Source organism: Porphyromonas vaginalis, from assembly GCF_958301595.1.
GTDB lineage: Bacteria > Bacteroidota > Bacteroidia > Bacteroidales > Porphyromonadaceae > Porphyromonas > Porphyromonas vaginalis.
This window is the reverse complement of sequence record NZ_CATQJU010000001.1, coordinates 2,287,254-2,312,672: the sequence shown is the minus strand read 5'-3', so window position 1 is coordinate 2,312,672 and position 25,419 is coordinate 2,287,254. Positions and strand designations below refer to the sequence as shown.

The window sequence follows — 25,419 nt, the reverse complement described above, 5'->3', positions numbered from 1 at the left end:
ATATGCTATCACAACAACAGATGGAGCAAGTAGTGGCTCTGAGTAGGCAGTGGGCCGACAGATCGCCTGATAGGATACTCTTCGAGCGGAGTGAGCTGGAGCCTGAGATCAAGCGACAGATAGCCCTACAGGTCGCTCTGCTGCCTAAGATGCAGCGTAAGATGCCACGCTTTGCCGAGAGCGGTGGGTATATACCACATCGAGTCAACTTCGAGCAGAGTAGTAGCGAACTGACAGCCCGCTACAAGCAGCAACTGATAGCACCTCAGGAGCATATCCTAGACATGACTGGTGGGCTAGGCATTGACGCACTAGCGATGGCCTCTGTATCCGAGCTGAGCGTCATCTACGAGATAGACCAGACGATGGCAGAGGCCTTGACCTATAATCTGCACAAGATCTTGCCGCAGGGTCCTGTCACGGTACACTGCGGGGACGCATTAGCAGCGATGGAGCGTGCTACACTCGAGGGGATCACACTCATCTACGCAGATCCGGCTCGCCGAGATATGGAGGACCCTAATCGCCGGCTCATTAGTATGGATGAGTATAGTCCATCACCGCTACAGATCATGAGTAGGCTACAAGAGCTGGACTATCAGGGACGACTGCTCCTCAAGTTGTCGCCGATGCTAGATATACAGTGGATATTAGAGCAGCTCCCGCAGGTCTGTGCCGTACATATAGTACAGGTGCAGGATGAGGTCAAGGAGCTACTGGTCGCAGTCTCTATGCAGCGACAAGAGACTGATTCAGAGATTTATCTAGCTGTCGTGGATCGCCTGGGGCAGGTGAGCCGCTGGAGCTTCCCGTACCACCACTTATCGTCAGTGCGTACAGCTTATGCGACTAAGGTCGAGGAGTATATACACATTCCACAGCCACTCCTGATGAAGAGCGGTGCCTTTCACCTCATCGCTGAGGAGCAGTCGCTCACCTTACTCGGCCCCAATAGTCACATCTACACCTCAGCAAAGGCCTCTCCCAGTCCGCTCTACAAGAGCTACAAGCTCATAGAGGAGATCGACTACAGCAAGTCGACCCTAAGAGGTAAGGAGCTACAGGCTCTCCGCCAGCGCTATCCAGCACTGACCATCATGTCTCGGCACTTCCCTCTGACTGCTCAGCAGCTCAAGCAGACGCTCAAGACCGATGAGAGCGATACCTACTATCTGCTCGCGACGACTATGGGAGAGCGTGCACGTAAGCTCTTGATCCTAACCTCCTGAAAAAAGAAATCCCTCCACAAATTACTTGCAGAGGGATCTTTACAAAGAAATGAAATCATCTTCATTGATGGAGGTTCGTGGCGGATTTGAACCGCCGTACACGGTTTTGCAGACCGTTGCCTAACCACTCGGCCAACGAACCATTGCTTGGCTGATTGCGACTACAAAGGTACGACAATTTTTTGACAAACCAAATACTTCCTCGCAGGGCTGACGCATTATAATTCCATTTCGAAGATTTCCTCTGGAGTCATTCGTGCAAGCTTTTTCCTCAGGCGTAGCGTTGATGTGCCTTTGAGCTTGTCTTTAAGCCGTTGAATGATAGTCAGGTTTATCTTGTTTATAATGTTCATGTTCTGAGCTGCGTTGCGGGCTCTCTTGGTAGAGTAGTCCTCTCTAAAAAGCATATCCAGCATATAGTGTAGCTTGTTTTCCACAGCCCAATGCTCACGTATTAATTTGAAGATCTCCGCTCCGTCTGTCAGGCTAGAAATATAGAAGGTGGTTTCGGTGCTGGACTTATCTGTCTTCTTGTCCGTCCGTACTCTTGTCATCATATGGATACTTTTCAGCCCTTTCCATTTGTCTAAAGTCGAGTCTGGATCTAGAGATAAAGGGTTTACGATGCTACTCATCGTGCGTGTTTCTATTCGCCCGTGACCAAAGTCTTTCTGCTCTTGATGCACGATATGAGCATCGTAGAGGGGACAAAAGAAACTTTGCATCTCTTCCTTCGTTAGTTTCTGATTATCTTTAACTTGGAGTAGGTAGTCACCACCCTTCCCGACCACTGCGGTTGCTATATCGGTTTGAGTGCCGATAGCGTCAATAGTGATGACGGTGTCTCGCAGATCTAGAGCCTTGAGAATTTCTTTGATGGCATTGATTTCATTAGACTTAGTGGAGATATATACCTGAGCCAATGAAGCTTGCTGCTGAGGGTCAAAGGCTGTAACGCAATGGCTGTCGGCATCGAAGTCTAGCTTCTTAACGCCTCGCATCGTCTTACCATCTAGACAGATGTGCTTGCCCGTTGTTATCTCAAAGCTTTCCTCCAGGAAGGCTTTGTAGACTAGCTCTATCTGATTGGGATCAAGAAGACTGATAGCCCGATTGAGCGTGTCGTGAGAGGGGACTCCCCAAGAGCTCGACTCTCCTGATATACGCTCATATAGAGCCTCCAGATCAACCTTGTACTCCTCTGCATAGTCTTCTATTTCGTACCAAGAGGAGCAGCCAGAGAGAGTAGCTGTGAATACCGTCGTAAGGATGTATCCTAGGGGGAACTTTTTGCATCGATTTATGCGTGGATCTTCGACCATTAGAAGCTGATTGAATATGCTCATAGAGATTACTCATTGTATTGATTATCAGTTATAAAGGTACGAAAAACCTACGACATGGACAAGCTTTTTGAAGAGAAAAATGAAGAGTTTTTGCGACTATATTGAGTTCACTTTTTAGGCCTTTCATTCTCCCTCTTAAGATCACAATCAGCTTGTCATTTATAATGCGTCAGCCCTGTACTTCCTCGTCTCAAGTCAGGGCTGACGCATTATGATCTGACAGAAACTGTGCGTGGCAATGAGCAAGAAGACACAATTCGTGCGTGGCTACACATCGGCACACGTAGGAGTTGCGGGATTGATGTCTCGGGAGGCTGTAGGAATAGGGGGGCTTCACTTGAGGAGGTCTTTGAGATAGCTCCAGCGATAAAAGTTAGTTGTTTTGCGGAGTGTGCTATAGTCTATAGCGTCCACAAGGTCTAGCTGGAGTGTGTTCTTAGTGATATGCTGTATCGTATGACGTAGCTCTACACGGGAGAGGACGGGCTTGGTATTAGGAAGCTCCTGCATCGTGAAGGTGCACTTCAACAAACTTCCTAGCCAATGGTTGGGGTTGTAGTTGCGGTAGCAATAGTTGCCGAGAGATGTTGCCAAGACAGAGCTCTCAGACAGATATACAGGCTGGGGTGTGTGGGCGTGATTGCCTATGACACTATCATAGATTGCTGGGACGATGCTGTGGTACATCTTAATCTGTTCTTGTGTTGGGGATAGGTGCATCTCATATCCCCAGTGTGGCATAAAGATGTTGTAGGTGTGCTGGGGAGGTCTCCATTCGTGAGAAATTGATGGATGGCTCAGGCTAAGCGTCTCGATGATAGGTGGCTGATTGCTTAGGAGTGTCCTAGCCGAGAGGGTGATTTGGTCTTCAATAGTAAGAGGTTTGGGGGTGTCTCCGACGACTAAAAATCCTTGATCTCTAAGTCGTTGGTTTTGCAGATTGAACGCTTCGCGTCCGAAGTCCGAGGCGTGGTTGTTGGCTACATTTAGGATTACCCCTCGTCCGAACGAAGTATGCAGATAGTCGTAGAGTGGTGTGTCTCTAAGGGATAGAGCGAGGAAGCGTTGTTGATCTGTGACAACGCCCTCGAGGTTAAAGACTATGTAGTCCGCCGATGCTAGGAACTGCTCCAGTTCTACCGTATGGCTTGGCTTAGTATCGCCAAAGGGCATTAGATCTCCAGTGAAGATCATTGAGACTTCCTTTCCCTTTTCAGAAGCTTCGGGTCTAAAGGTGTAATCAGAGACTAGGGGCTGCATACCCTCTAGGATATCGCTCTCGGGCGACTCCTTGGGTGAGAGGAGTCTGTACTTAAGGAAGTCTATCTTCTCTCTAAAGGTATAGGGCGATCCCCACCAGTGTGTTCCTTGTTCCCTCATAGACGGTGAGGTATCCTACTCAGCTTGGATAGTCCTGATGTGAGGTGTGGCGTACTTGGCGTAGTGGCGTATGTACTGCTCGATTTCATCGGGGGATAAGTATGTGCGTTGCTTGAACGCTTTGTACTCTTCACTAGCTATCTGGTTGTCATACATAGCATACTTTGCCCAGTCATAAAGCTGCCAGCCTAAACCATGCTGGATGGTCGTGAGATCTGTTGTCTTCTCGAAGTATGCTTTCCCGTGAGACTTGTCAGAGTATAGTAACAAGCAGTCTAGAAGACCTAAGAGGGTCTTGGTCTCGTACTCCACGATGTGTGCTAGCTCATGCCCGACGATGCCAACAGCGGCGTTGTAGGGAATAGAGTCAAAAGGTATCCCCTTGAACTGGGGGGCGTTGTTGATAACTATCTTATATCGCCTAGGAGGGAAAACGGACGCTGGTCGGGACGCCATAGTCGTTTGCTCGCTCGAATATTCAAATTTGATATGCGTAGACTGTAGCTCAGGGTAGTAGGATAGAGCTACGACTAAGACATCTGAGTACTCTGGGAGTAAGTCCTTGTTGCGACCATAAATAGCGACTAAGCTATCTACCTCTGCTTGTGATGGTCTCGTAAGACATCTCTGTCCTACGGGACTAGCTATCAAATTATAGGTTGGAAGTGTTGACTTTGTTCTCGTTGCACAGGATGATGCAACAAGTCCGATGGTCACAAACCCGATGAGGAGGGCGCGGAGTGTCCACGCTGTCTGTCTGTCTGTCTGTCTGTGCAGAGAGATTGTTTGCGGTTACTCATTTCATCCATTGAGATAGTGCAGGCAAAGATAGTGTATTTCTTTTTGAATGGCTAACTCAGGGCTGACGCATTATAATCGCTCTGTCAGGGGCTACAGATGAGCGACAAAGCAAGGAATAGGTGAGAAGACTATTGCAAAAGTCAACAGTCTCACAATCTTGCTTGCAAGATTGTCCAGACTTTGCAGAAAGGATGAAGCGCAAAGCGCTGAGGGTGAGGTCTGACGGGAGCATACCTCCGTATGTGACCGAAGCCGAATCCCGAAAGCAACACAGCGATTCGCCTTTATGCAATCGTCTCATGAGGTCATTATAATATAATGTGTCACCCCTGCCCTCTAATCTCTAACCTCCAATCTCTAATAACATATCTTTACGGGGAAACTTGTCCGATTCTCTCCTTTCTCGAGTATCCACGTGGGGAATCTCAAATCTCCACGTGGATATTTTTTATTTTCCACGTGGGCGTGATTCATTTCCTCCGAAGTTTCATTTGATTCTTCCGAAGTTTCATTTCATTCCTCCGAGGAATTTTTTATTCTCCACGTGGAGATTTTGAAATATCCACGTGGAAATCACTTTTCCCCGACATAGCGCCGTTTCGATATGTAGTCTGCTCTAAATTATTGTAACAAGTCAGTGTCGAATTTACCCAGAGATGGCTGACGCATCATAATCGCTTTGTCAGGAGCTACAGATGAGCGACAAGCGAGGAGTCGAGAGGTAGATAAGCTCATTGTATATAATGCGTCAGCCCTGGTCTCAAGTATATTTAATGGTGGAGCAGACTGAAGTCTCCTAGTGGCGGTTGGCGGTTCATACGGAAGCATCGAAAGGTCGTTGCTGGATTAAACGAAAAAGTCCTATTCGTCTCTAAGTTGGTATTCTTGAAGGATCCGACTGGGGCTTCCTCGCTCTGGAGAGGGGTTCGCTACACACCTTATTATATATGAGACAACAGACACATCTCATCTCTGGGTGGCGCTATGTGATGCTACCATACTTATTCTTGCTTACGCTGACGCTCTCGGCGCAGCAACCGGATACGCTCGTGCTGACACTAGACGAGAGCATCGCTCTCGGGCTGGAGCAGAGCCCCATGGTGCTGGGCAAGGACGTGGCTCTGGTCAACCAAATGTATGCCGAGCGGGAGGCGCAGAGTGCTCTCTACCCGCAGCTGTCGCTCTCGGGCAACTACGGCTACACGCTCAAGAAGCAGCGCATCTACTTCGACGGCATGCCCGGTATGGGCGCTATGCCTGGCATGGAAAACGGTATTGAGGTGGGACGTACGCACAATATACAGCTGGGGCTACAAGCTGGTATGCCACTCGTCAATGCGACGCTCTGGAAGGCACTGCAGATCAACCGCAAGCAAGTTGACTTAGCACTACAGCAAGCTACGCAGTCTCGTCAGGAGTTGGTCGGGCAGATCAAGAAAGCCTTCTACACGGTGCTCCTCGCACAGGAGTCTTGTGAGACATTGCAGCAAAGCATGCGCAATGCGGAGCTGAACCTCGAGCGGGTCACCCAGCGGTACGAAGCGGGGCTCGTGGCGGAGTACGACAAGATGCGCGCTGAGGTACAATACGCCAATATCAAGCCCTCAGTACTGCAAGCAGAGCAGGGCGTTGACCTAGCCTATATGCAGTTGGCGGTACTCCTAGGACTAGACCCTCACACAGGTCTGCGACTGGTGGGGCACCTCGAGGACTACCAAGCCGAGAGCCAGCAACTCATCGCACAGGTCCCGACGACCGACTCGCTATGGCTTACAACCAATCCGACCATGCGAGTACTAGAGCTACAGCAGCAGATAGCTGACGAGAGTATCAAGCTCTCCAAGCTGAGCTGGGTGCCTTCGATTTCGTTGGGAGCAAACTACAATTACAACTTCTCGTCAAACGACTTTGACCTCTCTAAGAGTCGTCTCTGGGTTCCCTTTTCAGTCGTGAGCCTACAGTTTCAAATTCCACTCTTCACAGGGCTGAAGAACTACTACACGACGCGACAAGCCAAGGGGCGGGCTTTACTGCTAAAGCTCCAGCGACAAGATGCTGAGCGGTCACTCACGCTCGGTATGCAGAGCCAGCGAGACAAAGCACGTAAGGCTCAGGAGCAGTACAGCACAGCGACACAGATACAAGCGACAGCCGAGCGGGGCTACACCATCGCACAGCGTATGTACGACAAGGGCATGGGTACGCTCCTAGAGGTCAACGATGCTGAGCTGGCGCTACTACAGGCTCGTCTTAATCAGACACAGGCGCTCTACGACTACCTCATAGCGGGCGTAGAGATAGAGCAACTCATAGCCCCCGAGACACCGCTCTCCTCCGATCCAAGCAATGATTACGAGGAGCGTCTCAACTCGATCAAACGAATGACACGATACTTCTAAACGCCATATATCCTATTAAGCCAAAACAATATCCTATGTTTCTCTCTATACGTACACTTGCTCCGATAGCACTGAGCCTAGCACTCATTTCTCTCACCAGTTGTCAGTCGGCGAGCAAGGAGGGCAAGACGACCTTTTCGCACACGATCGACTCGACAGACATCAAGCATGTAGAGGTGGCGACCGTCTCGGTGCAGACGCTCCCAGACCTACAAGAGTACACCAGCACGGTCGAGGCTAAGGTGACTAATCAGATAGCTCCGCAGATGGCCTCCCGTATCAAGCGCATCTATGTAGAGGTAGGGCAGCAGGTCTCTCGTGGGCAGCTCCTCGCCGAGATGGACCACAGCCAGCTGGAGCAGGCGCGTCTGCAACTCGAGGAGCGCAGGAGCGCACTGGCTCGTATAGACGAACTATACAAGATAGGCGGTATCTCCCAGTCGGAGTGGGAGGCAACGCAGCGAGCCCTCACGCTGGCTCAGACGAGCTACAATAATATAAGGGAGAATACACAGCTTCGTAGCCCTATCTCAGGGGTGGTCACAGCGCGCAACTACGATGCGGGCGATATGATGTCGCCACAGATGCCTCTGCTCGTTGTGGAGCAGATCAACCCAGTGGTGCTACGGATCAATCCCTCGGAGCGTTACTACGGGCAGATGACCAAAGGGATGCCTGTGACGATCACTTCGGAGTCCCTGCCGGATGAGACTTTTGCCGGTAAGATTTCGCTGAAGTATCCGACGATCAATCCACAGACTCATACCTTTACGATGGAAGTTGAGGCAACCAATCCTGAGCGCAAGCTGGTGCCGGGACAGTACGCTCGCGTCTCGATCAATCTAGGCGACAAGGAGTATACGGTCGTCCCCACAGAGAGCATCGTCAAGCAGATAGGTAGCGCTGAGCAGTGCGTCTACATCGTACGAGACGGCATAGCCCATCGGCAGGTAGTTGTCGTAGAGCGTACCATCGGCAAGTACACAGCGATCAGTGAGGGTGTCTCCTCAGGCGATGTCGTAGTCACGACTGGAGCCAGCATCCTATCCGATCAGATGCCTGTACAGATTTCGCAGGCTCAGAAGTAATCTCTCCCAACACACAGATCCTCGCCTTTAGCTTATGAGTCTTTATCAATCAGCCGTACGTCGTCCTGTCACCACGATCATGATTTTCGTCGGGGTGGTCGTCTTGGGCCTTTTTGCCTTGACACGCCTGCCGATAGATCTCCTGCCCGATATGCAGATCAATCGGGTCATGGTCGTCACTTCTTACTCTGGAGCCGCTCCTGAAGAAGTGGAGAACAACATTACCAAGCCAATCCAAAACGTCCTCAACGGTATCAACGGAGTCAAGCACATTACCTCGCAAAGCAAAGAGAATGTCTCTGTCGTCACGCTGGAGCTCAGAGAGGGACTGGACATAGAGAATGCGATCAACGATACTCGCGATAAGATCAGTGCTATCACCGAGGTGCTCCCCGACGGGGCTGGCACGCCAAACATTATCAAGTTTGGCATGGATGACCTGCCTATCCTCATGCTCTCGATCAAGTCGGACGCTAGCTCTAAGTCGCTCTACAAAATCCTAAATGATCAGTTGATAACCCCTCTAGGACGCATTGACGGGGTGGGGGGCGTCAACCTACTAGGTGCTAGACAACGACAGATCAACGTCTACTGCGACCCGCACAAGCTCGAGAGCTACGGCATCACGGTCAGTGATGTGAGCAACCTCATTGCGGTCGCAAACCGCAACATCTCGGCTGGGTCGATGAACCTAGAAACGAGTAAAATCTCCCTCCGAGCTATCGGTGAGATCGTTGACCCGAAGCAGCTAGAGGAGCTACCCATAACGAGCTTCGCTGGCCGGACCATCTATCTGCGAGACGTGGCGAGCGTCGTAGATGGCGATCCTGAGCAGCAAACGCTCGCCTATGTGGACAACCAGAGGGGTGCCATGCTCATGCTGATGAAGCAGTCGGGTGCCAACACGGTTCAGGTGAATAAGCGTGTCCTCAAGGCGCTCCCGCAGATTGTTAAGAACCTCCCCACGGACATCAAGATAGAGGTGATTATGGACCAGAGCGACTTCATCGTGCGCTCTATCAATAGTCTGAGCTCGACGATCGGCATAACCTTCTGCGTCGTGATGCTCATCGTACTGCTCTTCCTGGGCCGATGGCGCGCCACCTTTATCATTGTTCTGACGATCCCGATATCGCTGCTCTCGGCCTTCATATACCTACTGCTGACGGGCAACTCGCTCAACATTATTTCGCTCAGTTCGCTCTCCATAGCCATCGGTATGGTGGTGGACGATGCGATCGTAGTGCTAGAGAATATTACCAACCACATCGAGCGGGGAAGCTACCCCAAGCAAGCTGCCGTCCATGCGACCAACGAGGTGGCGCTCTCAGTCATCGCCTCTACGCTGACGATGCTGGCGGTCTTCCTCCCGATGGTGATGATGCAGGGCATGGCGGGACTGCTCTTCCGTCAGCTCGGCTGGATCGTCAGTATTGTGATGATCGTCTCGACCATCTGTGCGCTTGCCCTGACACCTACGCTCTGCGCTCACATGCTACGAGCCAATCGTCAGCGCAAGGAGGGAAAAGTATCCCAAAAGATCCTACGCCCCTTCAACGACTTCATCCAGCGACTGACGGTGCTCTACCAGCGCACGCTCGCTTGGGTATTACGACACAAGTGGCTCACGGTAGGCTTGTCCGTAGGCATCTTCGCACTATCGCTCACACTCGGTTCGCTGGTTAAGACCGAGTTCATGCCGCAGGGAGACGGTGGCTATATATTTGTCAAGGCGTACTACCCCGTAGGCACTACCATAGATCGCCCGCTCGCTGAGGGGCATCGCCTCACCGAGGAGTGGCACAAGAAGTACCCCGAGATAGAGATGCTACAGTTCTCCACGGGGCAGGCGGATGCTTTTCAGTCTGGTGCCTCGACGCTGGCTCAGGATAATGGTGACAATATCCTCTCCTTCAATATCAAGTTGGTTGATGCCTCCGAGCGAAAGCGTTCCTCTAAGGAGGTTGCTGCCGAGATGCGTCGTGATCTAAGCGTCATGCCTGGTATCAAGCAGTACAATGTCTCCATTCAGACAGGTGGCGGGGGACAGCAAAGCACTGTCAATGTTGATATCTACGGACACGACTTTGCCGTCACCGATCAGATCTCCAAAGCGTTTATGGCGGAGATTAGTAAGTCTCCAGCTTGTGCTCAGGCTCTGAGCAATCGGGACGAGTTTATGCCTGAGTACCAGGTCATCTTCGACCCGCAGCGCCTCGCCGAGCATGGCTTGACCAATAGTATGGTAGCGAGCTATCTGCGCAACAGCATTTACGGAGCCACCGCCTCCTTCTATCGTGAGGATGGGCAGGAGTATGAGATCCGTGTGCGCCTGGCACCTGAGTTCAGACGCTCGCTAGACGACGTCGCTCAGACACTCGTACGCACCCCGCAGGGAACGAGCGTACGACTAGGCGAACTGGGCAAGGTCGTGGAGCACTTTGCGCCTCCTGCCATTTACCAGAAAGACCGCTCTCGTGTCGTCACCATTGCACTCACGCCAGCACCCAAGGCAGCCCTCTCAGACCTCGTCCGCACGGCTCGGAAGACCCTCGACGGGATGGATATGCCCGAGGGTGTGAGCTACGAGATCACAGGAGCTTTCGAGCAGCAACAAGAGGCGTTTGCAGACTTAGGGACGCTCCTGCTGCTCATTGTCTTCCTAGTCTTCATCGTGATGGCTGCGGAGTTTGAGAGCTTGGTCTCCCCGTTTGTCATCATGTTTTCCGTGCCCTTTGCCTTTACGGGAGTTATCATCGGCTTGCTCGTGACGGGTGTCCCCCTGAGTATCATTGCCTTCATCGGAGCGATTATGCTCGTCGGTATCGTGGTGAAGAATGGTATCGTCCTGATCGACTACACCATACTCAATCGTGAGCGTGGCATGTCTGTACGCACTGCGCTGCTCCATGCGGGAGCGTCGCGTCTGCGTCCTGTGCTGATGACGACCCTCACGACCGTCTTCGGTATGATCCCGATGGCTATCGGCATCGGACAGGGTAGCGAGATGTGGCAGCCGATGGGTGTCACGGTAGCCTTCGGTCTGACCATCTCGACGCTGGTCACGCTCCTCCTGATCCCCAGTGTCTATGCGCTGGTCTCTCGCCGTCAGATACGGCGTCGGCGTAAGAAAAGTCTCAAAAACCACCACTAAGCTATGAATAGACAAAAGGCAATCTTCATCGTCTACAACAGTGCCCTGCATGGGCTCGTCCTGCGCACCCTCGAGCAGCACAATGCCAAGGGCTATACCGAGTGGAGCGAAGTCTACGGACGTGGCTCCGCAACGGGCGATCCGCATCTCGGTAGCCACGCCTGGCCAACGACCAATGGTGCTATGATGGTTATCACGGACGCTGAGCGAGCCGAGCGACTCCTCGCGGCACTGCATCAGATCGACCAAGACAATCCGAAGCAAGGGCTGAGAGCCTTCGCCTGGGAGGTCACCGATATGATCTAACGAATACAGCACTAGCACAGCACAAAGCGTCAGTCTCGCACGAGCGGGGCTGACGCTTTCTACGTATTTGTGGGGGAGCGGGGCGGTAGCTCCCAGCTGAAATGTAAACTTTCCAAAACCGTTCCGAGCTTGGAAAATAAAATTTCCAAGGGAGGAAAATTAGTTTTCCAACGCTGGAAAGGTTCCTTTCCACTGTTGGAAAGTTCAAACCTCTCCCTAGGGATTTCTTTGTCCCACCCTAGGGACGGCTAAGTCCCAGCGGAGGGACGGAGGGAAAGGGGCATAGAAAAAAGAGCTTCCCGAGGGGGAAGCTCCTTTTATCTGGCTGATGTTGTGGCTATTTGTTGAGCTTGATGAGGCGATCGTTGAGCTCGGCGTTGCTCCGTAGGCGGGGTATCTTGTGCTGCCCGCCGAGCTTGCCCTGCTCCTCGAGCCAGTCGTTGAAGAGCCCTCGCCGAGCAACCACCAGACGGGGCATTAGGAGTGCCATATTGGCATAGCGCTTTGCCTCATAGTCGCTATTGAGCGTACGGAGCTCTTGGTCGATGCGCTCGATGAAGTGCTCTGGATCGGCTGGCGGCGTCTCAAACTCTACGATCCACTCGTGATAGCCATTCGCCGTGTCTAGGCAGAAGCGTGGTGCCACCGTATAGTCTAGCACCGTGACGCCCATCTCCTGAGAGACGCGCGAGATGGCTGTGGTCGTGTTGTGGACCATCAGCTCCTCGCCGAAGGCATTGATAAAGCTCTGCGTACGTCCTGTGATGATGAACTTGTAGGGGTGCAGCTCGGTGAACATGACCGTGTCGCCGATGATGTAGCGGTAAAGCCCTCCGAGGGTGGAGATGACGAGTGCATAGTTGACCCCTTTCTGTACGTCGGCTAGCGGTATAGCCTGACGGTCGGGCTCGTCAAACTGAGACATTGGGATGAACTCGTAGAAGATGCCGTAGTCCTGCATCAGGAGCATAGAGCTAGAGGTGGGGTCGTCCTGAACTCCAAAGAAGCCCTCGCTCGCATTGTAGGTCTCACGGTACTGCATCCGCTCGGATGGGATGATCTGACGGTAGCGCTCACGGTACGGATCGAAGCTGATCCCCCCGTGAAAGAAGACTTCGAGGTGAGGCCAAACCTCCGAGAGGTTGTCCCGTCCTGTATACTCTAGGATCGCCATTATGGTCTCGAGCATCCAGCTCGGCACGCCTGAGAGGCTGCCCACATCTGCTGTCGCCACCTCCCGGACGATCTGTCGCATCTTGGCAGTCCACTCGCTCATGAGGAGAGTTTGCTTCGAGGGAACGCGGTACATCTGTCCTAGGGCTGGCATGTTTTCCACCAAGATGGCGGAGAGGTCGCCCGTGTGGGTGCCTGCGGCAAACTCAGTCGGCTTGTGACTCCCCCCGATGACTAAGCTCTTGTGCGCAAAGAACTCGCTGTCGGGTCGTGTGTCTAGATAAAGCCAGAGCGCATCTTTGGCTCCCTGATAGTGGCAACTCTGCAGATGCAACCCAGGTACGGGAAGGTACTTGCTACGACCTCCCGAGGTACCACTGGAGGTGGCGAACCAACGGCAGCTACCCTTGATGAGCTGATTGCGCTCTCCCTGTAGCATACGCTCTACCGAGGGGCGCAACTCCTCGTACTCGACGATCGGGACGATGCGCTGGTAGTCGCTGTAGGTGCGGATAGGCTCGCTCGTGAGGGACTGCTCGTAGGCGGTGCCACGTAATACACGCATGATGCGCTTGAACTGGCGCATTTGGATAGCTTCGCTCTGCTTAGCGTACTGCTCGATGCTCTTGAGCCGGAGGTACATGAGGCGATAGATGGTTGCGGTCTTTCTGTCCATAGTATTTGGGATTACTTTACGGCTACCAGTCTTTGATAGCGTAGCATGGGGGAGGTGAGGTAGACGAGCGTCGTATATTGGTTTTCTGTCTGGTAATAGTCGCCCTCGATAGCGTTGCTGGCTAGGGGAGCGGGCGATGGCGAGGTGCTGTATCGGTAGCTGACGTAGCCCCCCTTGACGAGGAGCGACAGCTCGAAGTAGCCCGTCTCGCGGTTGTAGCGCAGCGTGCGCTGCTCTTTGGGGAGTGCATCGAAGGCGGCTCCCTCGATGAATGGGGTGCCATACCTGAGTGGGTCATCCAGAGCTAGTCGCCAGGTGACGAGGTAGTAGTCTGTCATGGTCTCGTCGTAGTACGGATCGTAGTCTGTCTGGCGCACCTTGCGATAGCCATTGGCATCGGAGAGCGTAATGTAGCTACCACTCGTCGGGTGGTCTAGATAAAGGGAGGCGGCAGGAGGATTCTCCTGGCTATTGAGATGCTCTACACCCATATTCGCCTCGTAGGGCGACAATATCTCGTAAGCGCGCCACTCATTGCCCGCTGCAAAGGTGGCTCCGTCATGGCCTCTGAAGGTGAGCCGCCCAGGAGCGAGGGAGGTGGGGCGGGTGAGTCGCTGGTAGCGGTTGGAGGAACCGTTTTGACCAACAGTGATGAGTAGCTCCGTGAGCGGGTCGCTGGCCAGTGTGGGGGGGAAGGTTAGCTCTAGCTCCACTTGCTGAAAGCGGGAGTAGTTGCCCTGAGGTGTCGTCGGCACCACCTGCTGAGCGACCTCAGCGAGAGGCTCATAGAGGGCAAAGCTGGTGACGAAGATAGGCTCCTCTTGTAGCTCTTCGCACCAAGCGGTGAGGCGGTAATTGCCCGAGAGCAGTGGTTGTAGTACGGAGGCCCCTCCGAGGCATAGCTCGTAGTGACGATAAGCGACGCTCGTGGCTTCCGAAGGGGTGCTTTCATCCGTCTGCCAGCGCGCTCCGATCCACCCATCGATGTATTCGCTGAGTGCCATACGGTCATTGATCTGCCAGTCGGCATCGCACAGCTCCAGCTGGTAGTGAATGCGATGTGGGACGGGGTCTGCGAGGTCAAAGCTCACCACGATCTCCTCATCACCACTAGCCAAGCGAGCGATCGGATAGGGTATAGCAATTGGCTCCCCGTCACGCCACACCTGACACTGTAGAGTCTGTACTTCTGTCGTATAGATGTGATGCGGGAATATCTCTCCTCCCGAGAGTGAGCCAGCGAGGGCTAAGAGGAGCCAGCAAAGCGTCCATAGCTTGTTCATCGTCCCAAAGTTACAGATCTTTGACCGAACGACAAAGAGTCTACGGCTGCACTAGACTCCGCAACCCTTACGAGTAACCCACTGTAGGGGCGGACCGATGTGTCCGCCCGTCCTCATCGGAGCGCAGTATGCCTTGTGGGCGGACACGCAGGTCCGCCCCTACACGGGACCACATCAACATAAGACTGTTGCATAAAGGCGAATCGCTGTGTTGCTTTCGGGATTCGGCTTCGGTCACATACAGAGGTATGCTCCCTTCAGACCTCACCCTCAGCGCCTTGCGCTTCATCCTTTCTGCAAAGTCTAGACAATCTTGCAAGCAAGATTGTGAGACTGTTGACTTTTGCAACAGTCTCAACATGACAAGTTCAGCCATTAGACGCTGTAACTCTAGTGTTCGCTTTCTAAGTTCAAATGCAAGCAAATCGTTATTCGTAGTATTTGCGTAATTGACTCGTGAGCGCACAAACAAAAAGGAGACAGACACCCGCCGTGGGTATCTGTCTCCTGTATTGTCTTCTAGCTAGCGTGAGGCTAGCGTGTGTCTGCGATTAGTTGCCGTGAGCAGCTTGGATCGCATCGTACTTAGCGTTGTCGCCCAGTGCGTAGTAGATATTACCGAGTAGGTAGTAAGATGCGTCTGGGTTGATGCTGTAAGCCTTCTCGAGGTAGGGGAGAGCCTTGTGGAGCAGTGCTGTGCGCTTCTCCTGAGCGGCAGCTCTACCGCCATCCTCCTTGTCAGAGACCTCTACCGCCTCGTTGTAGTAGATACGTCCTATGTTACAAAGCGACTCGACATAGTTCGGATCTACCTCCAGTGCTTTGCTAAACCACTTGATCGCTTCCTCCTCATTGCTCTCCTCGTAGAGCTTACCCATCACGTCGTAGAGCTGGGGGTTCTCAGGGTTGAGCTCGATAGCCTGAGTGAGGAAGGTGCGTGCCTCGTCATACTTGTTCTGTACGATGTAAGTATTGATCAGGTTGACAGAGTAGTATGGCTCCTTGGGGAAGAGTTTGAGACCCTCTTGCATCGTCGTGATGTAGTTGGCCGTGTCGCCCTCCTCGATGTAGGTCTGAGCGAGGATCTGGTAGACCTCGTTCTGACGATAACCAGAGTTCTTAAGCTCCTCACCATACTGGATAGCTAGCTTCTTGTCTCCAGCCTGATAAGCTGTGATGATGGCAAAGAAGTCAACCATGAGCGAGTTGGAGTCGGTCTGAGCGAACTTATCACCCTCGAATAGCGGAGAGCGCTTGATCTCTCTGAATGACTGGAATGCCTTGAGTGCACTCTTGAAGTCCTTCTGCTCCATGTAGTATCCTCCGGCATTGATGTAGTAGAGGAGGTTGTCCTTGTATGCCTTAGAGATCTTCTTCTCAAACTTAGGACGCACCTTGCCCTTGTCGTTGGGCTGGTGATCGATCTCGTAGGTCTTTGTGTAGTACTCGTGCATAGCGAGTAGAGCCTTGTACATGCTAGCGAGATCTTGTGGCTCATTCTTGAGGCTCTTCTGGTTTTCGCTAGTGAAAGCACGCTCCTCGATCAGTCCTGCGGTGTACCATGTCTTGGCGTCGTCCTTGGTCTCAGGATTCTCTAGTGCCTGCTGGATTAGGTTACGAGCCCCAGGATAGTCAGGCTTGCTCGCGTCGGACAGACGATCAGCACCTCTGACGTTGGAGGTCTGTGCGCATCCGAATGTTAGTGCACTCATCAGCACGAGTAGCACTAGGGTTACTTTGCGTGTTGTTTTCATATTTCAAGTGGATGTTACTGGTTTGTATTCTAGTTATCTTGTAGTGTCTAGCTAGCGAAGCCTACTCCTGATCATCATTGACCTCTAGCTCCTCGTCTGGGTCTGATCCTTGTAGATCCTCCTCCTGGGGAACAAACTCCGAGGGGTCGTCCAGGTCAGCCTCGTCAAGCAGCTCTGGCTCCTCTTCCTCAGCCACTACATTACATATAGATGCTATTTCGTCCGATCGTTTATTGAGATCTATCATCTTGACCCCCTGAGTAGCGCGTCCCATGACACGTACTTGCTCCATCGAGAGACGTATAGCGACGCCACTCTTATTGATGATCATGATGTTGTCGTCATCCTCTACGGCACGTATATCGATGAGCTGACCCGTCTTGTCGGTCACGTTGATCGTCTTGACACCCTTGGCACCACGCTTCGTGATGCGGTAGTCATCGATGAGCGAACGCTTGCCATAGCCCTTCTCGCTGATGACGAGGATCGTCTCGTCGCTGTTCTTCAGGCGATGTACGACCATACCGACCACCTTGTCGTTGGGATCGTTATCGAGACGAATGCCACGAACGCCTGTCGCTGTGCGACCCATAGGACGCACCTCCTGCTCGTTAAAGCGGACACAGCGTCCATTGCGGTTGGCAAGGAAGATCTCGCAGTTACCATTAGAGAGAGCCACCGAAACGACCTGATCATCGTCACGTAGGTTGATCGCGCGGACACCCGTCTTGCGTGGGTTGGCGTAGTGCGCTAGAAGCGTCTTCTTGATCAAGCCATGCTCAGTAGCGAAGACAAGGTAGTGAGTATTGACAAACTCCTCATCGGTTGTCAAGTTCTTAATACGTAGGAAAGCCGTGACACGATTCTCCTCGTCTAGGTCTAGTAGGTTCTGGATATGTCTGCCCTTAGAGCTCTTGGAGCCTTCGGGTATCTCAAAGACCCTAAGCCAGTAGACACGTCCCGTAGCGGTAAAGAGCATCATCGTAGCGTGCATCGTCGCTGAGTAGATGTACTCGACAAAGTCCTCGTCACGACTATCGGCACCCTTGACCCCGACACCGCCACGCGTCTGTGTGCGGAACTCCGAGAGGGGTGTACGCTTGATATATCCTAGGTGAGAGATGGTGATGACCATATCCTCATCAGCGTAGAAGTCCTCAGGATTCAAGTCTTCCGAAGCATATACGATCTCCGAGCGACGCTCATCGCCATACTTATCGATGATCTCACGGCACTCCTCCTGGATCTTCTCCATACGCATATTGATGTCGCTGAGGAAGAGGTTTAGGTAGTCGATACGCTCCTTGAGCTCATTGTACTCATGCTCCAACTTGTCAATATCGAGCTTTGTGAGCTGTCGCAGACGCATATCGACGATAGCACGAGCTTGTAGCTCCGAGAGGTTGAAAGCCTCCATCAGTCGATTCATCGCCTCGCGAGTCTCCTCACTAGAGCGGATGATGCGTATGACCTCGTCAATGTTGTCTACGGCAATGATCAAGCCCTCCAAGATGTGGATACGCTCCTGAGCCTTGCGAAGCTCATACTGCGCACGACGTGTCACCACCTCGTGGCGGTGATCGACGAAGTGGCCGATGAGATCCTTAAGGTTGAGCAGACGAGGGCGACCATGGACTAGCGCAATGTTATTGACGCTGAAGTAGCTCTCCAGGTCGGAGTACTTATATAGGTAGTTGAGTACGACGCCAGCGTTGGCATCCTTCTTTATATCGATGACAATGCGGATACCCTTATTGCTCGACTCATCAGAGATGTCGCTGATGCCGTCGATCTTCTTCTCGTTGACCAGCTGGGCGATCTTAGCGACCATATCGCTCTTGCGTACCTGATAAGGTATCTCACGGATGATGATCTGCTCATGGCCGTGGTGCTCCTCTATGTCAGCCTTGCCACGTATCACGATACGTCCGCGGCCTGTGTGGAAGGCCTCTTTGACCCCCTCGTAGCCGTAGATGACACCGCCCGTGGGGAAGTCAGGCGCCTTGACATACTGCATCAGTTCATCGACCGTGATCTCGCCACGCGCATCGATGTAAGCGATACAAGCGTTCAGCGTCTCAGTAAGGTTGTGCGGAGCCATATTGGTCGCCATACCGACGGCGATACCAGCAGCACCATTGATCAGGAGGTTCGGGATGCGACAAGGTAGTACAGTAGGCTCCTGGAAGTCTCCGTCGAAGTTGTCCTGAAAGTCCACCGTCTCCATGTCAATGTCACGGAGCATCTCCTGTGCAAACTGGTTGAGCCTCGACTCCGTGTAACGCATCGCAGCGGGTGAGTCTCCGTCGATAGAGCCGAAGTTACCCTGTCCCTGTACGAGCGGGTAACGCATGTTCCAGCCCTGTGCGAGACGTACCAATGTGTTATATACGGAGCTGTCGCCATGGGGGTGATACTTACCTAATATATCACCGACGGCGCGTGCACACTTACGGGTAGGATTATTATAGGTATTGCCACTCTCATTCATCGAGTAGAGTACACGACGATGCACAGGCTTGAGACCATCACGCACATCGGGTAGTGCACGAGATACGATGACAGACATTGAGTAGTCAATGTAAGAGGTCTTCATTTCGTCCTCAATATCCACCGGGATAATCCTATCTATACTATCTTCCATAGAGTCAATTGTGTTTTATTCGCTTGGTTGTAGAGGCTGGTAGACGAGACTCCGAGAGAAGTGCCCCCTCCGAGTTGTCCACCCACACCCAGCAGGTGTCACTCATCGAGCTAAAAGCCGAGAGAGACCTCTACTTTCAGATGGCTAAGTTACGAAAAATATCTCTATCCGATGAAGATCCGCCCTAGTCTCAACTCCGCAAGGCTCACGTGCAGCCCTTAGTGGGAAGCCCCGGCACGGACGCAGACCATCGGTGTGTCCGTTCCCGTCACAGCAAGGCGTATGACAACAAGAGGAGGCTGTTGTGGCAACAGCCTCCTCTCTTGATTTACGTCCCAGCCTCTCTACATCCATCCTTGTTCTAGTGGAAGATACTCTGCGAGTTTGCAGTATGAAAGTAATAATTAAGGATGCTACAATGTCTTAATCCTTGTTCTAGTGGAAGATACTCTGCGAGGACTATGAAAAAGATAATGAAGACAGCGGGGCAGGTGTCTTAATCCTTGTTCTAGTGGAAGATACTCTGCGAGCGCCTGGAATGCAGGCGATAAGCGAGCAATTGCTACGTCTTAATCCTTGTTCTAGTGGAAGATACTCTGCGAGGGTTTTAGGCCTCTTTGAAAAAACCATGAATTCCCAGTCTTAATCCTTGTTCTAGTGGAAGATACTCTGCGAGTGGTCTACCACTATGTGGTAGAGGCTACATTCTCGTCGTCTTAATCCTTGTTCTAGTGGAAGATACTCTGCGAGACATAAAGGATTCTACAGCCCAAGCTCTTCTTGGGTGTCTTAATCCTTGTTCTAGTGGAAGATACTCTGCGAGCATGATATGGCTCATCCTCTACGCACTACGAGTGCCAAGTCTTAATCCTTGTTCTAGTGGAAGATACTCTGCGAGGTAGTCGAAGCGGTCTTTTCATCCACCGGTCAGAGAGTCTTAATCCTTGTTCTAGTGGAAGATACTCTGCGAGATGAAAACAATAGAAATGAACGTGTATAGTTTTGACGAAGTCTTAATCCTTGTTCTAGTGGAAGATACTCTGCGAGCCAGATATTTCTGGAGTTTTGATAGACCTCTACAATGTCTTAATCCTTGTTCTAGTGGAAGATACTCTGCGAGTCCTCAATGAAGTATATTTTCTCTTCTAAAGAAGTCTTAATCCTTGTTCTAGTGGAAGATACTCTGCGAGGGCAATCAGTTTGATGATATGACACTAAACCAATTTGTCTTAATCCTTGTTCTAGTGGAAGATACTCTGCGAGACTAATCAATATAATCCCAAACTTCGGAGAGTTCAAGTCTTAATCCTTGTTCTAGTGGAAGATACTCTGCGAGAGCTAATTCTAAGACATGCTGAGCGTCAGTTGGTTACAGCGCTGTTTTTGGAAAATCCGCTTGATTTTCGAGGAAAAAGTGTACCCAACTGCCCGCAAATATACTAAATTTCTAGACTATGACTTATCCTCAATGCCGCAAACTTCACGTGCAGCCCTTGGTGGGGAGCCCCGGCACGGACGCAGAGCGTCGGTTCGTCAGTTGTCGTCAAAGGTTACAGCATCGTTTCGCTGGTTTGGAGACGGATGCCCTCCCACTAAACACTATCCGTGCGTACCTACAGCGGGTTACACATTGGGGTCTATAATATGACAAATAGTCCCGAAAGGTCGTCCCATACTGATGGGACGAAAATCTCCCACCCGCGTTGGGACGAAAAAATCCCAAGGGAGGGACAAAACGATCCCCACGTGGGGACGAAATAAAACTTCGGAAGAATGAAATGAAACTTCGGAAGAATGAAATGATAAGTCCGAAGAATTTTTCCTTCCCCACGTGGAGAGTAAAGAATAGCCACATGAGAATTCATAAGTCTCCACGTGGCTATCGTTCGAGAGCCGTTTGATCGCTGTGCCTTGCTCTTACGAGGCTGTGCGAGCTTACACGACAAATTGCACTAAGCGGAAGGTCGCAGGGCTAGTCTGACGACTTGGGAGTCACATCTCTGAGTGAGAAGGAGCTCTTGAGGACACGGTTGTTGTAGTCCTGTACGATCGCCTTAAAGAGTGCGGTGTAGTGCGACACCTCTGACGAGGTGGGGGCGGTGGCGCGATTGGGCTCCGTCTGCAGGTAGGCTGCTGGCTTCTGGATGCTGACCTGACCATCGGTGGTCATCGTGAGCGTGAGCGCCTTCGTGAAGAAGAGGTACTGGTTGTGGTAGAAGTTGAGCGCATAGTGCTCTGCTTGCTGGTCGAAGATGTTACTCCCGTAGCTCAGTACAGGCTCCGTGATGCCGAGCAGGTAGAGGAGCGTGGGGAGGATGTCTATGTGCTGCACGACATAGTCGCTGATCTCTCCATGTAGCTTGCCCTGCGGGTCGAAAAATAAGATAGGCGCCGCAGCGTGTCCTGCTAAGTTGGCATACAGAGGTTGGTCGCTGAGGCTTGTGTGATCGGCCGTGATGACGAAGAGTGTATTGTGATACCAGGGCTCCTCTTTGACCCGCTCGAAAAACTCTCGGAGAGCGTCATCGGCATATTGGGCTGTTTGATGGATAGGGAGGGTACCTCGCTTTAGTTTGCCTTTGTAGCCCTTCGGCATGCTAAAAGGACTATGATTAGAGAGCGAGAAGAAGAAGGCTCCAAATGGCTCCTGGAGCGACTTCATATCTTCAGCCATAGCCTGCTCGAATGGTAGGTCGTGGATACCCCATGTACCGACCTTAGCATTAGACTCATTAGGATGCTTAGCTAGATAGTCCTGAGCTGTGTATTGATCCTGTACACCTAGGCGATTGAGGAAGGAGTAGAAGCCCATAGCTCCCGGCTCATCACCATGGTAAAACTTGAGGTGGAAGCCGTAATCGCCTAGTGATAGGGGCAAGCCCGTATCGTAGGAGTCGAAGTGCTGGTAGTTGTCCATAGTCCACGCCTCATCGTCGAAGGTGCCACCAAACGAAGGTAGCGAGACGAAGATCGAGGGAAAGGACTCGACGGATCGCTTGCCAGAGGCAAAGCCGTACTGCGCATAGAGCGTGTGTGGCATCAAGCTATCGAGGTAGGGAGTGTAGCTCGGGTACCCGTCGATATACCGATTGAGGTAGCCCGTGTACTCTCGCGCCATACTCTCTAGGATGATCACGACGACGTTGCGCCCCTGCATAGAGCCAAAGAGCGTATCGCTCTCTGAGAGTGGAGCTGCCTGATAGTAAGGTGTGAAGATGGTAGGTAGCTCTTCGTTTGTATAGAAGGTGAAGAGCTGTCGTGAGGCGGCGTCTTTTGTCAGGGCGACGGGGGTGTTTTGCAGCAAGGGGAACTGCTCAGGGTCAGTCGTGTAGGAGAAGAAGTGCATCGTCGGTACGGGTTTGCTCGAAAATTCCCAAGTACCACGCATACTGAAGAAGAGGAAGATGACCATGCCCAGTGTGCAGGTGCCGTCTACCCAGTAAGAGCGGCGAGAGGTGCGCGCCTCACGCTGGTACTGCACCAGCCAGTAGCCCGCTATGGCTAGAGCGAGCAAGACGAAGAACGCTATGGTGAGTGGCCAAAACTCTACAACGAAGTCTTTGTAGAAGCTAAACATACTCTTCCCCTGAAACTCTCGGAAGATGTCACTATTTGCTCGCCTCAGTACGAAGGGATAGTAGCCGGTGTCTGAGACATTGAGGAAGATGAAGAAGCCTAGTGGCAAGATGTATGCTATATGGCGTATCCAGCGATACCAGCTACTCATCTCGATCCGTCTAGGTAGGTAAGCGCCTACGATCATCATCAGGTAGTAGAGTAGCAGTCCGTATGCGATGGCGACCATGTCTAGTATGTAGCCTCCCCGCATGAGGTGGAGCAACTGCCAGCCATCGACCGAGGGAAAGAAAGATTGGTTGTAAAAGTAGTAGAGCAATCGGCACAGTTGCATCAGTACAATAGCCCAGAGCGTGTGACAGGCGATCGCTACCCAACGTGATTTGGTTGTAATCATTCGATATGATAGAAGCTTTAAGTTCTGATTTACTAGTAGAGTGTTCCTAGCTCTACGGATTATGACAATCTCTCAAAGAGTCTCTCCCAGTCTGTAATAATATGGTCTATATCAAAGGTCTGCACATACTCTCTAGCGTGTGCTGCCATAGCTCTGCGTCTATCGCTATCAGCTATCAGCGAGGAGACCTCCTGAGCAAAGAGGTTAAGGTCAAATGGAGGCACCAGCACGCCAGCACGCCCCTCGTCTAGGACTACCCCCGTGGCTAGAAAGGAGTCAAAAGCGACGGGTACGACCCCGTGCTGCATGGCCTCGGTGAGAACCATCGACCACCCCTCAGCGTCACTGGTTAAGATAGAGATAGCAGCCTGCTCGTAGTATGGCTTAGGCTCTTGCGTGCCTAAGATGTCACAGTGCTCTAACTGTGCCTGCTCTAGCGTAGCACGATAGGGGCCATCGCCGAGTACGACCAGTCGCCAGTCGGGATGCGCTGCTGAGACTTGTCGCCAGATGGCGGGGATGTGCTCGATACCTTTGCCCTTGACGAGACGACCCACGTAGAGTACGATAGGCTCCTTGTCATAGGCAGGGGCTAGCTCCGTAGGGAGATACGTATTGGCGTTGTGTATGACGGCAAACTTCGAGGTGTCCTTGATGTGAGCAATCTGTGCGATGAAGTCAGCACTAGGCTGGCACAGCACAACAAAAGCATCGGAGAGATCGTAGATCTTTTGCCAAGAGTTGCCCCACTTGCGATTCATAAAGGCTCTGACGACCCAGTTGACCACTTTGTGGCTCCAGTATCGGTAGTGATACGAGTCGGGGGTAGTGTGTAGTACCTGTACGAGCTTGGCTCCTGCCTCATCGGTCGCCTCGCGGAGCATAACTGCTAGTCTACGACTATAAGCAGAGTGTGAGACTAAGATGGAGACGTCGTGGGAGCGCAGGAAGTTGCTGAGGGCGATGCGGTTTTCCTCCGAATTGATCTTAGAGGGATTGGGGAGTATGAGGGTGTTTTGCTTGAGAGCGGTCTTACCCCAGCTATCCACACATACGTAGCAGAGATGATGTCCTCGCTGCTCCAGAGCTGTGGCTACACGATGAGAGACCTTCTCGATGCCACTAAAGAGCAGATCGATCGCATACCAATTGAAGAAAGCTATGTTCATCTCTTTGGTGCGACTAGGGGACTACTGATATTGATCGATAAAGCGCAGGATGCGCTGATGAGCTTTGACACCTTCGATCGTAAAGGGATGGTCAAAGACCCCCAGCTTGTTCAGCTTATCCAGATCTCGAGCCAGCTCCTGACGATCAGTAGGGTCGGTGATGCGTTGCTCTAACTTGTAGGCGATACGATTATTGATCATAGCCCACATACACTCACGCTGCCAATGCTCCTTCTGGTAGGGCGTAGCTCGCTGCTCATAGAGCTGATAGGTGTGCTCCAAGCCTTTGATCCAGTTCTTGACCTTCTTAGTCCGACTAGAGGAACGGTCTATCGATCCGATGTTGGGGAAGTAGTAGTAAAAGGGCAGATCGGTGATGACCGTTCGGGGATTCTTGAGGATCACCTCACTCCACCAGGGGAAGTCTTCGAAGATCACTCCTTTGAGAAAGGGGACATCCTCCACGAGGCTCCTACGAAGCAAGTGACGCCAGACGTAGAAGTGCTTGATCGGGTTCTCGATCTTCGTATGGCTGTACTCCGTGACGTGAGCGAAGACATCATCGGTCGTGTGATACTTCACCTTGTCTAGCGTGAAGCGTCTCTTGAGACCACGAGGCATCGTCTTATCAATGTCAAAGCCTAGCGCATGACGCACGAGGAGGCGAGGACGAAAGAGTGGGTCTTTGTACCAAGAGACGATATCGGCATCCTCTTGCTGGATCAAAGCGTAGGCGATCTCAAAGGTCTGTGGATGGATCAGATCGTCTGAATCCAGGAAGTTGACGAAAGTGCCCTTAGCAACGGCCATGCCGGCGTTGCGAGCGTCTGAAAGTCCGCCATTCTCTTTATTCACAATCTTAAAGCGCGAGTCTCTCTCAGCGTACTCGGCTAAGATCTGCGCACTATTGTCAGGGCTCCCATCATTGACACAGATAGCCTCCCAGTCGGTGAAGGTCTGCGCCACGACACTGTCTAGACAGCGTCGCAGGTACTTCTCTACATTATATATAGGGATGATGACGGAGATCTTAGGCATAAGAGA

General features: G+C 52.1%; 15 protein-coding genes, 1 tRNA gene and 1 CRISPR repeat array. Of the genes, 5 read left to right on the top strand and 11 right to left on the bottom strand.

Annotated features, from left to right (window positions below):
- Window positions 1-2: 2 nt before the first annotated feature.
- A complete protein-coding gene (locus Q2J34_RS08990; RefSeq protein ID WP_300970029.1) occupies window positions 3-1,229 on the top strand; it encodes a THUMP-like domain-containing protein in 1,227 nt (408 codons plus the stop codon).
- A 68-nt stretch (window positions 1,230-1,297) separates the two neighbouring features.
- Here the strand turns inward: Q2J34_RS08990 and Q2J34_RS08985 are convergent.
- The 4 genes from Q2J34_RS08985 to Q2J34_RS08970 form a co-directional block, all read right to left on the bottom strand.
- Window positions 1,298-1,371: transfer RNA gene (locus tag Q2J34_RS08985), tRNA-Cys, on the bottom strand.
- Between the two features lie 76 nt (window positions 1,372-1,447).
- A complete protein-coding gene (locus Q2J34_RS08980) occupies window positions 1,448-2,581 on the bottom strand; it encodes an ISAs1 family transposase (protein ID WP_300970142.1) in 1,134 nt (377 codons plus the stop codon).
- A gap of 327 nt (window positions 2,582-2,908) precedes the next feature.
- On the bottom strand, window positions 2,909-3,955 hold the full coding sequence (locus Q2J34_RS08975; RefSeq protein ID WP_300970028.1) for a CapA family protein: 1,047 nt from the start codon (window positions 3,953-3,955) through the stop codon (window positions 2,909-2,911).
- A 15-nt stretch (window positions 3,956-3,970) separates the two neighbouring features.
- On the bottom strand, window positions 3,971-4,411 hold the full coding sequence (locus Q2J34_RS08970) for a hypothetical protein (protein WP_300970027.1): 441 nt from the start codon (window positions 4,409-4,411) through the stop codon (window positions 3,971-3,973).
- Window positions 4,412-5,703: 1,292 nt separating this feature from the next.
- Here Q2J34_RS08970 and Q2J34_RS08965 point away from each other — a divergent pair.
- Genes Q2J34_RS08965 through Q2J34_RS08950 form a run of 4 tightly spaced genes read left to right on the top strand, consistent with a single transcriptional unit; the run spans window position 5,704 to window position 11,703 of the window.
- Window positions 5,704-7,155: a TolC family protein gene (locus Q2J34_RS08965; protein ID WP_298887658.1), complete on the top strand. Its 1,452-nt coding sequence runs from the start codon at window positions 5,704-5,706 to the stop codon at window positions 7,153-7,155.
- 35 nt (window positions 7,156-7,190) lie between these two features.
- The gene (locus tag Q2J34_RS08960) at window positions 7,191-8,243 is read left to right on the top strand and encodes an efflux RND transporter periplasmic adaptor subunit (RefSeq protein ID WP_298887660.1); all 1,053 of its coding nucleotides are present in this window, start codon (window positions 7,191-7,193) and stop codon (window positions 8,241-8,243) included.
- A 34-nt stretch (window positions 8,244-8,277) separates the two neighbouring features.
- Complete coding sequence (locus tag Q2J34_RS08955; protein ID WP_298887662.1) at window positions 8,278-11,397, top strand: efflux RND transporter permease subunit; 3,120 nt, start codon at window positions 8,278-8,280, stop codon at window positions 11,395-11,397.
- Between the two features lie 3 nt (window positions 11,398-11,400).
- Window positions 11,401-11,703, top strand: coding sequence for a PG0541 family transporter-associated protein (locus Q2J34_RS08950; RefSeq protein ID WP_298887664.1), 303 nt, complete (start codon window positions 11,401-11,403; stop codon window positions 11,701-11,703).
- Between the two features lie 337 nt (window positions 11,704-12,040).
- Here Q2J34_RS08950 and Q2J34_RS08945 read toward each other — a convergent pair whose 3' ends face one another.
- From Q2J34_RS08945 to Q2J34_RS08915, 7 genes are all read right to left on the bottom strand, one after another.
- On the bottom strand, window positions 12,041-13,552 hold the full coding sequence (locus tag Q2J34_RS08945) for a GH3 auxin-responsive promoter family protein (RefSeq protein ID WP_298886895.1): 1,512 nt from the start codon (window positions 13,550-13,552) through the stop codon (window positions 12,041-12,043).
- A gap of 11 nt (window positions 13,553-13,563) precedes the next feature.
- Complete coding sequence (locus tag Q2J34_RS08940) at window positions 13,564-14,835, bottom strand: type IX secretion system plug protein (protein ID WP_298886898.1); 1,272 nt, start codon at window positions 14,833-14,835, stop codon at window positions 13,564-13,566.
- A 551-nt stretch (window positions 14,836-15,386) separates the two neighbouring features.
- Window positions 15,387-16,589 (bottom strand): tetratricopeptide repeat protein, encoded by a 1,203-nt coding sequence (locus tag Q2J34_RS08935; RefSeq protein WP_298886901.1) that lies wholly within the window; start codon window positions 16,587-16,589, stop codon window positions 15,387-15,389.
- Between the two features lie 61 nt (window positions 16,590-16,650).
- Window positions 16,651-19,233 carry a DNA gyrase subunit A gene (gene gyrA / locus Q2J34_RS08930; protein ID WP_298886904.1) on the bottom strand — a complete coding sequence of 861 codons (2,583 nt, stop codon included), beginning with the start codon at window positions 19,231-19,233 and terminating at the stop codon, window positions 16,651-16,653.
- A gap of 346 nt (window positions 19,234-19,579) precedes the next feature.
- Window positions 19,580-20,569: direct repeats of the CRISPR family, unit length 37 nt; unit sequence GTCTTAATCCTTGTTCTAGTGGAAGATACTCTGCGAG.
- A 636-nt stretch (window positions 20,570-21,205) separates the two neighbouring features.
- Entirely contained in the window at window positions 21,206-23,206 is a 2,001-nt protein-coding gene (locus Q2J34_RS08925; RefSeq protein ID WP_298887218.1) for an LTA synthase family protein, read from the bottom strand.
- A 59-nt stretch (window positions 23,207-23,265) separates the two neighbouring features.
- Window positions 23,266-24,375 carry a glycosyltransferase gene (locus Q2J34_RS08920; protein WP_298887221.1) on the bottom strand — a complete coding sequence of 370 codons (1,110 nt, stop codon included), beginning with the start codon at window positions 24,373-24,375 and terminating at the stop codon, window positions 23,266-23,268.
- 21 nt (window positions 24,376-24,396) lie between these two features.
- Complete coding sequence (locus tag Q2J34_RS08915) at window positions 24,397-25,413, bottom strand: glycosyltransferase family 2 protein (RefSeq protein WP_298887224.1); 1,017 nt, start codon at window positions 25,411-25,413, stop codon at window positions 24,397-24,399.
- Window positions 25,414-25,419: the final 6 nt, after the last annotated feature.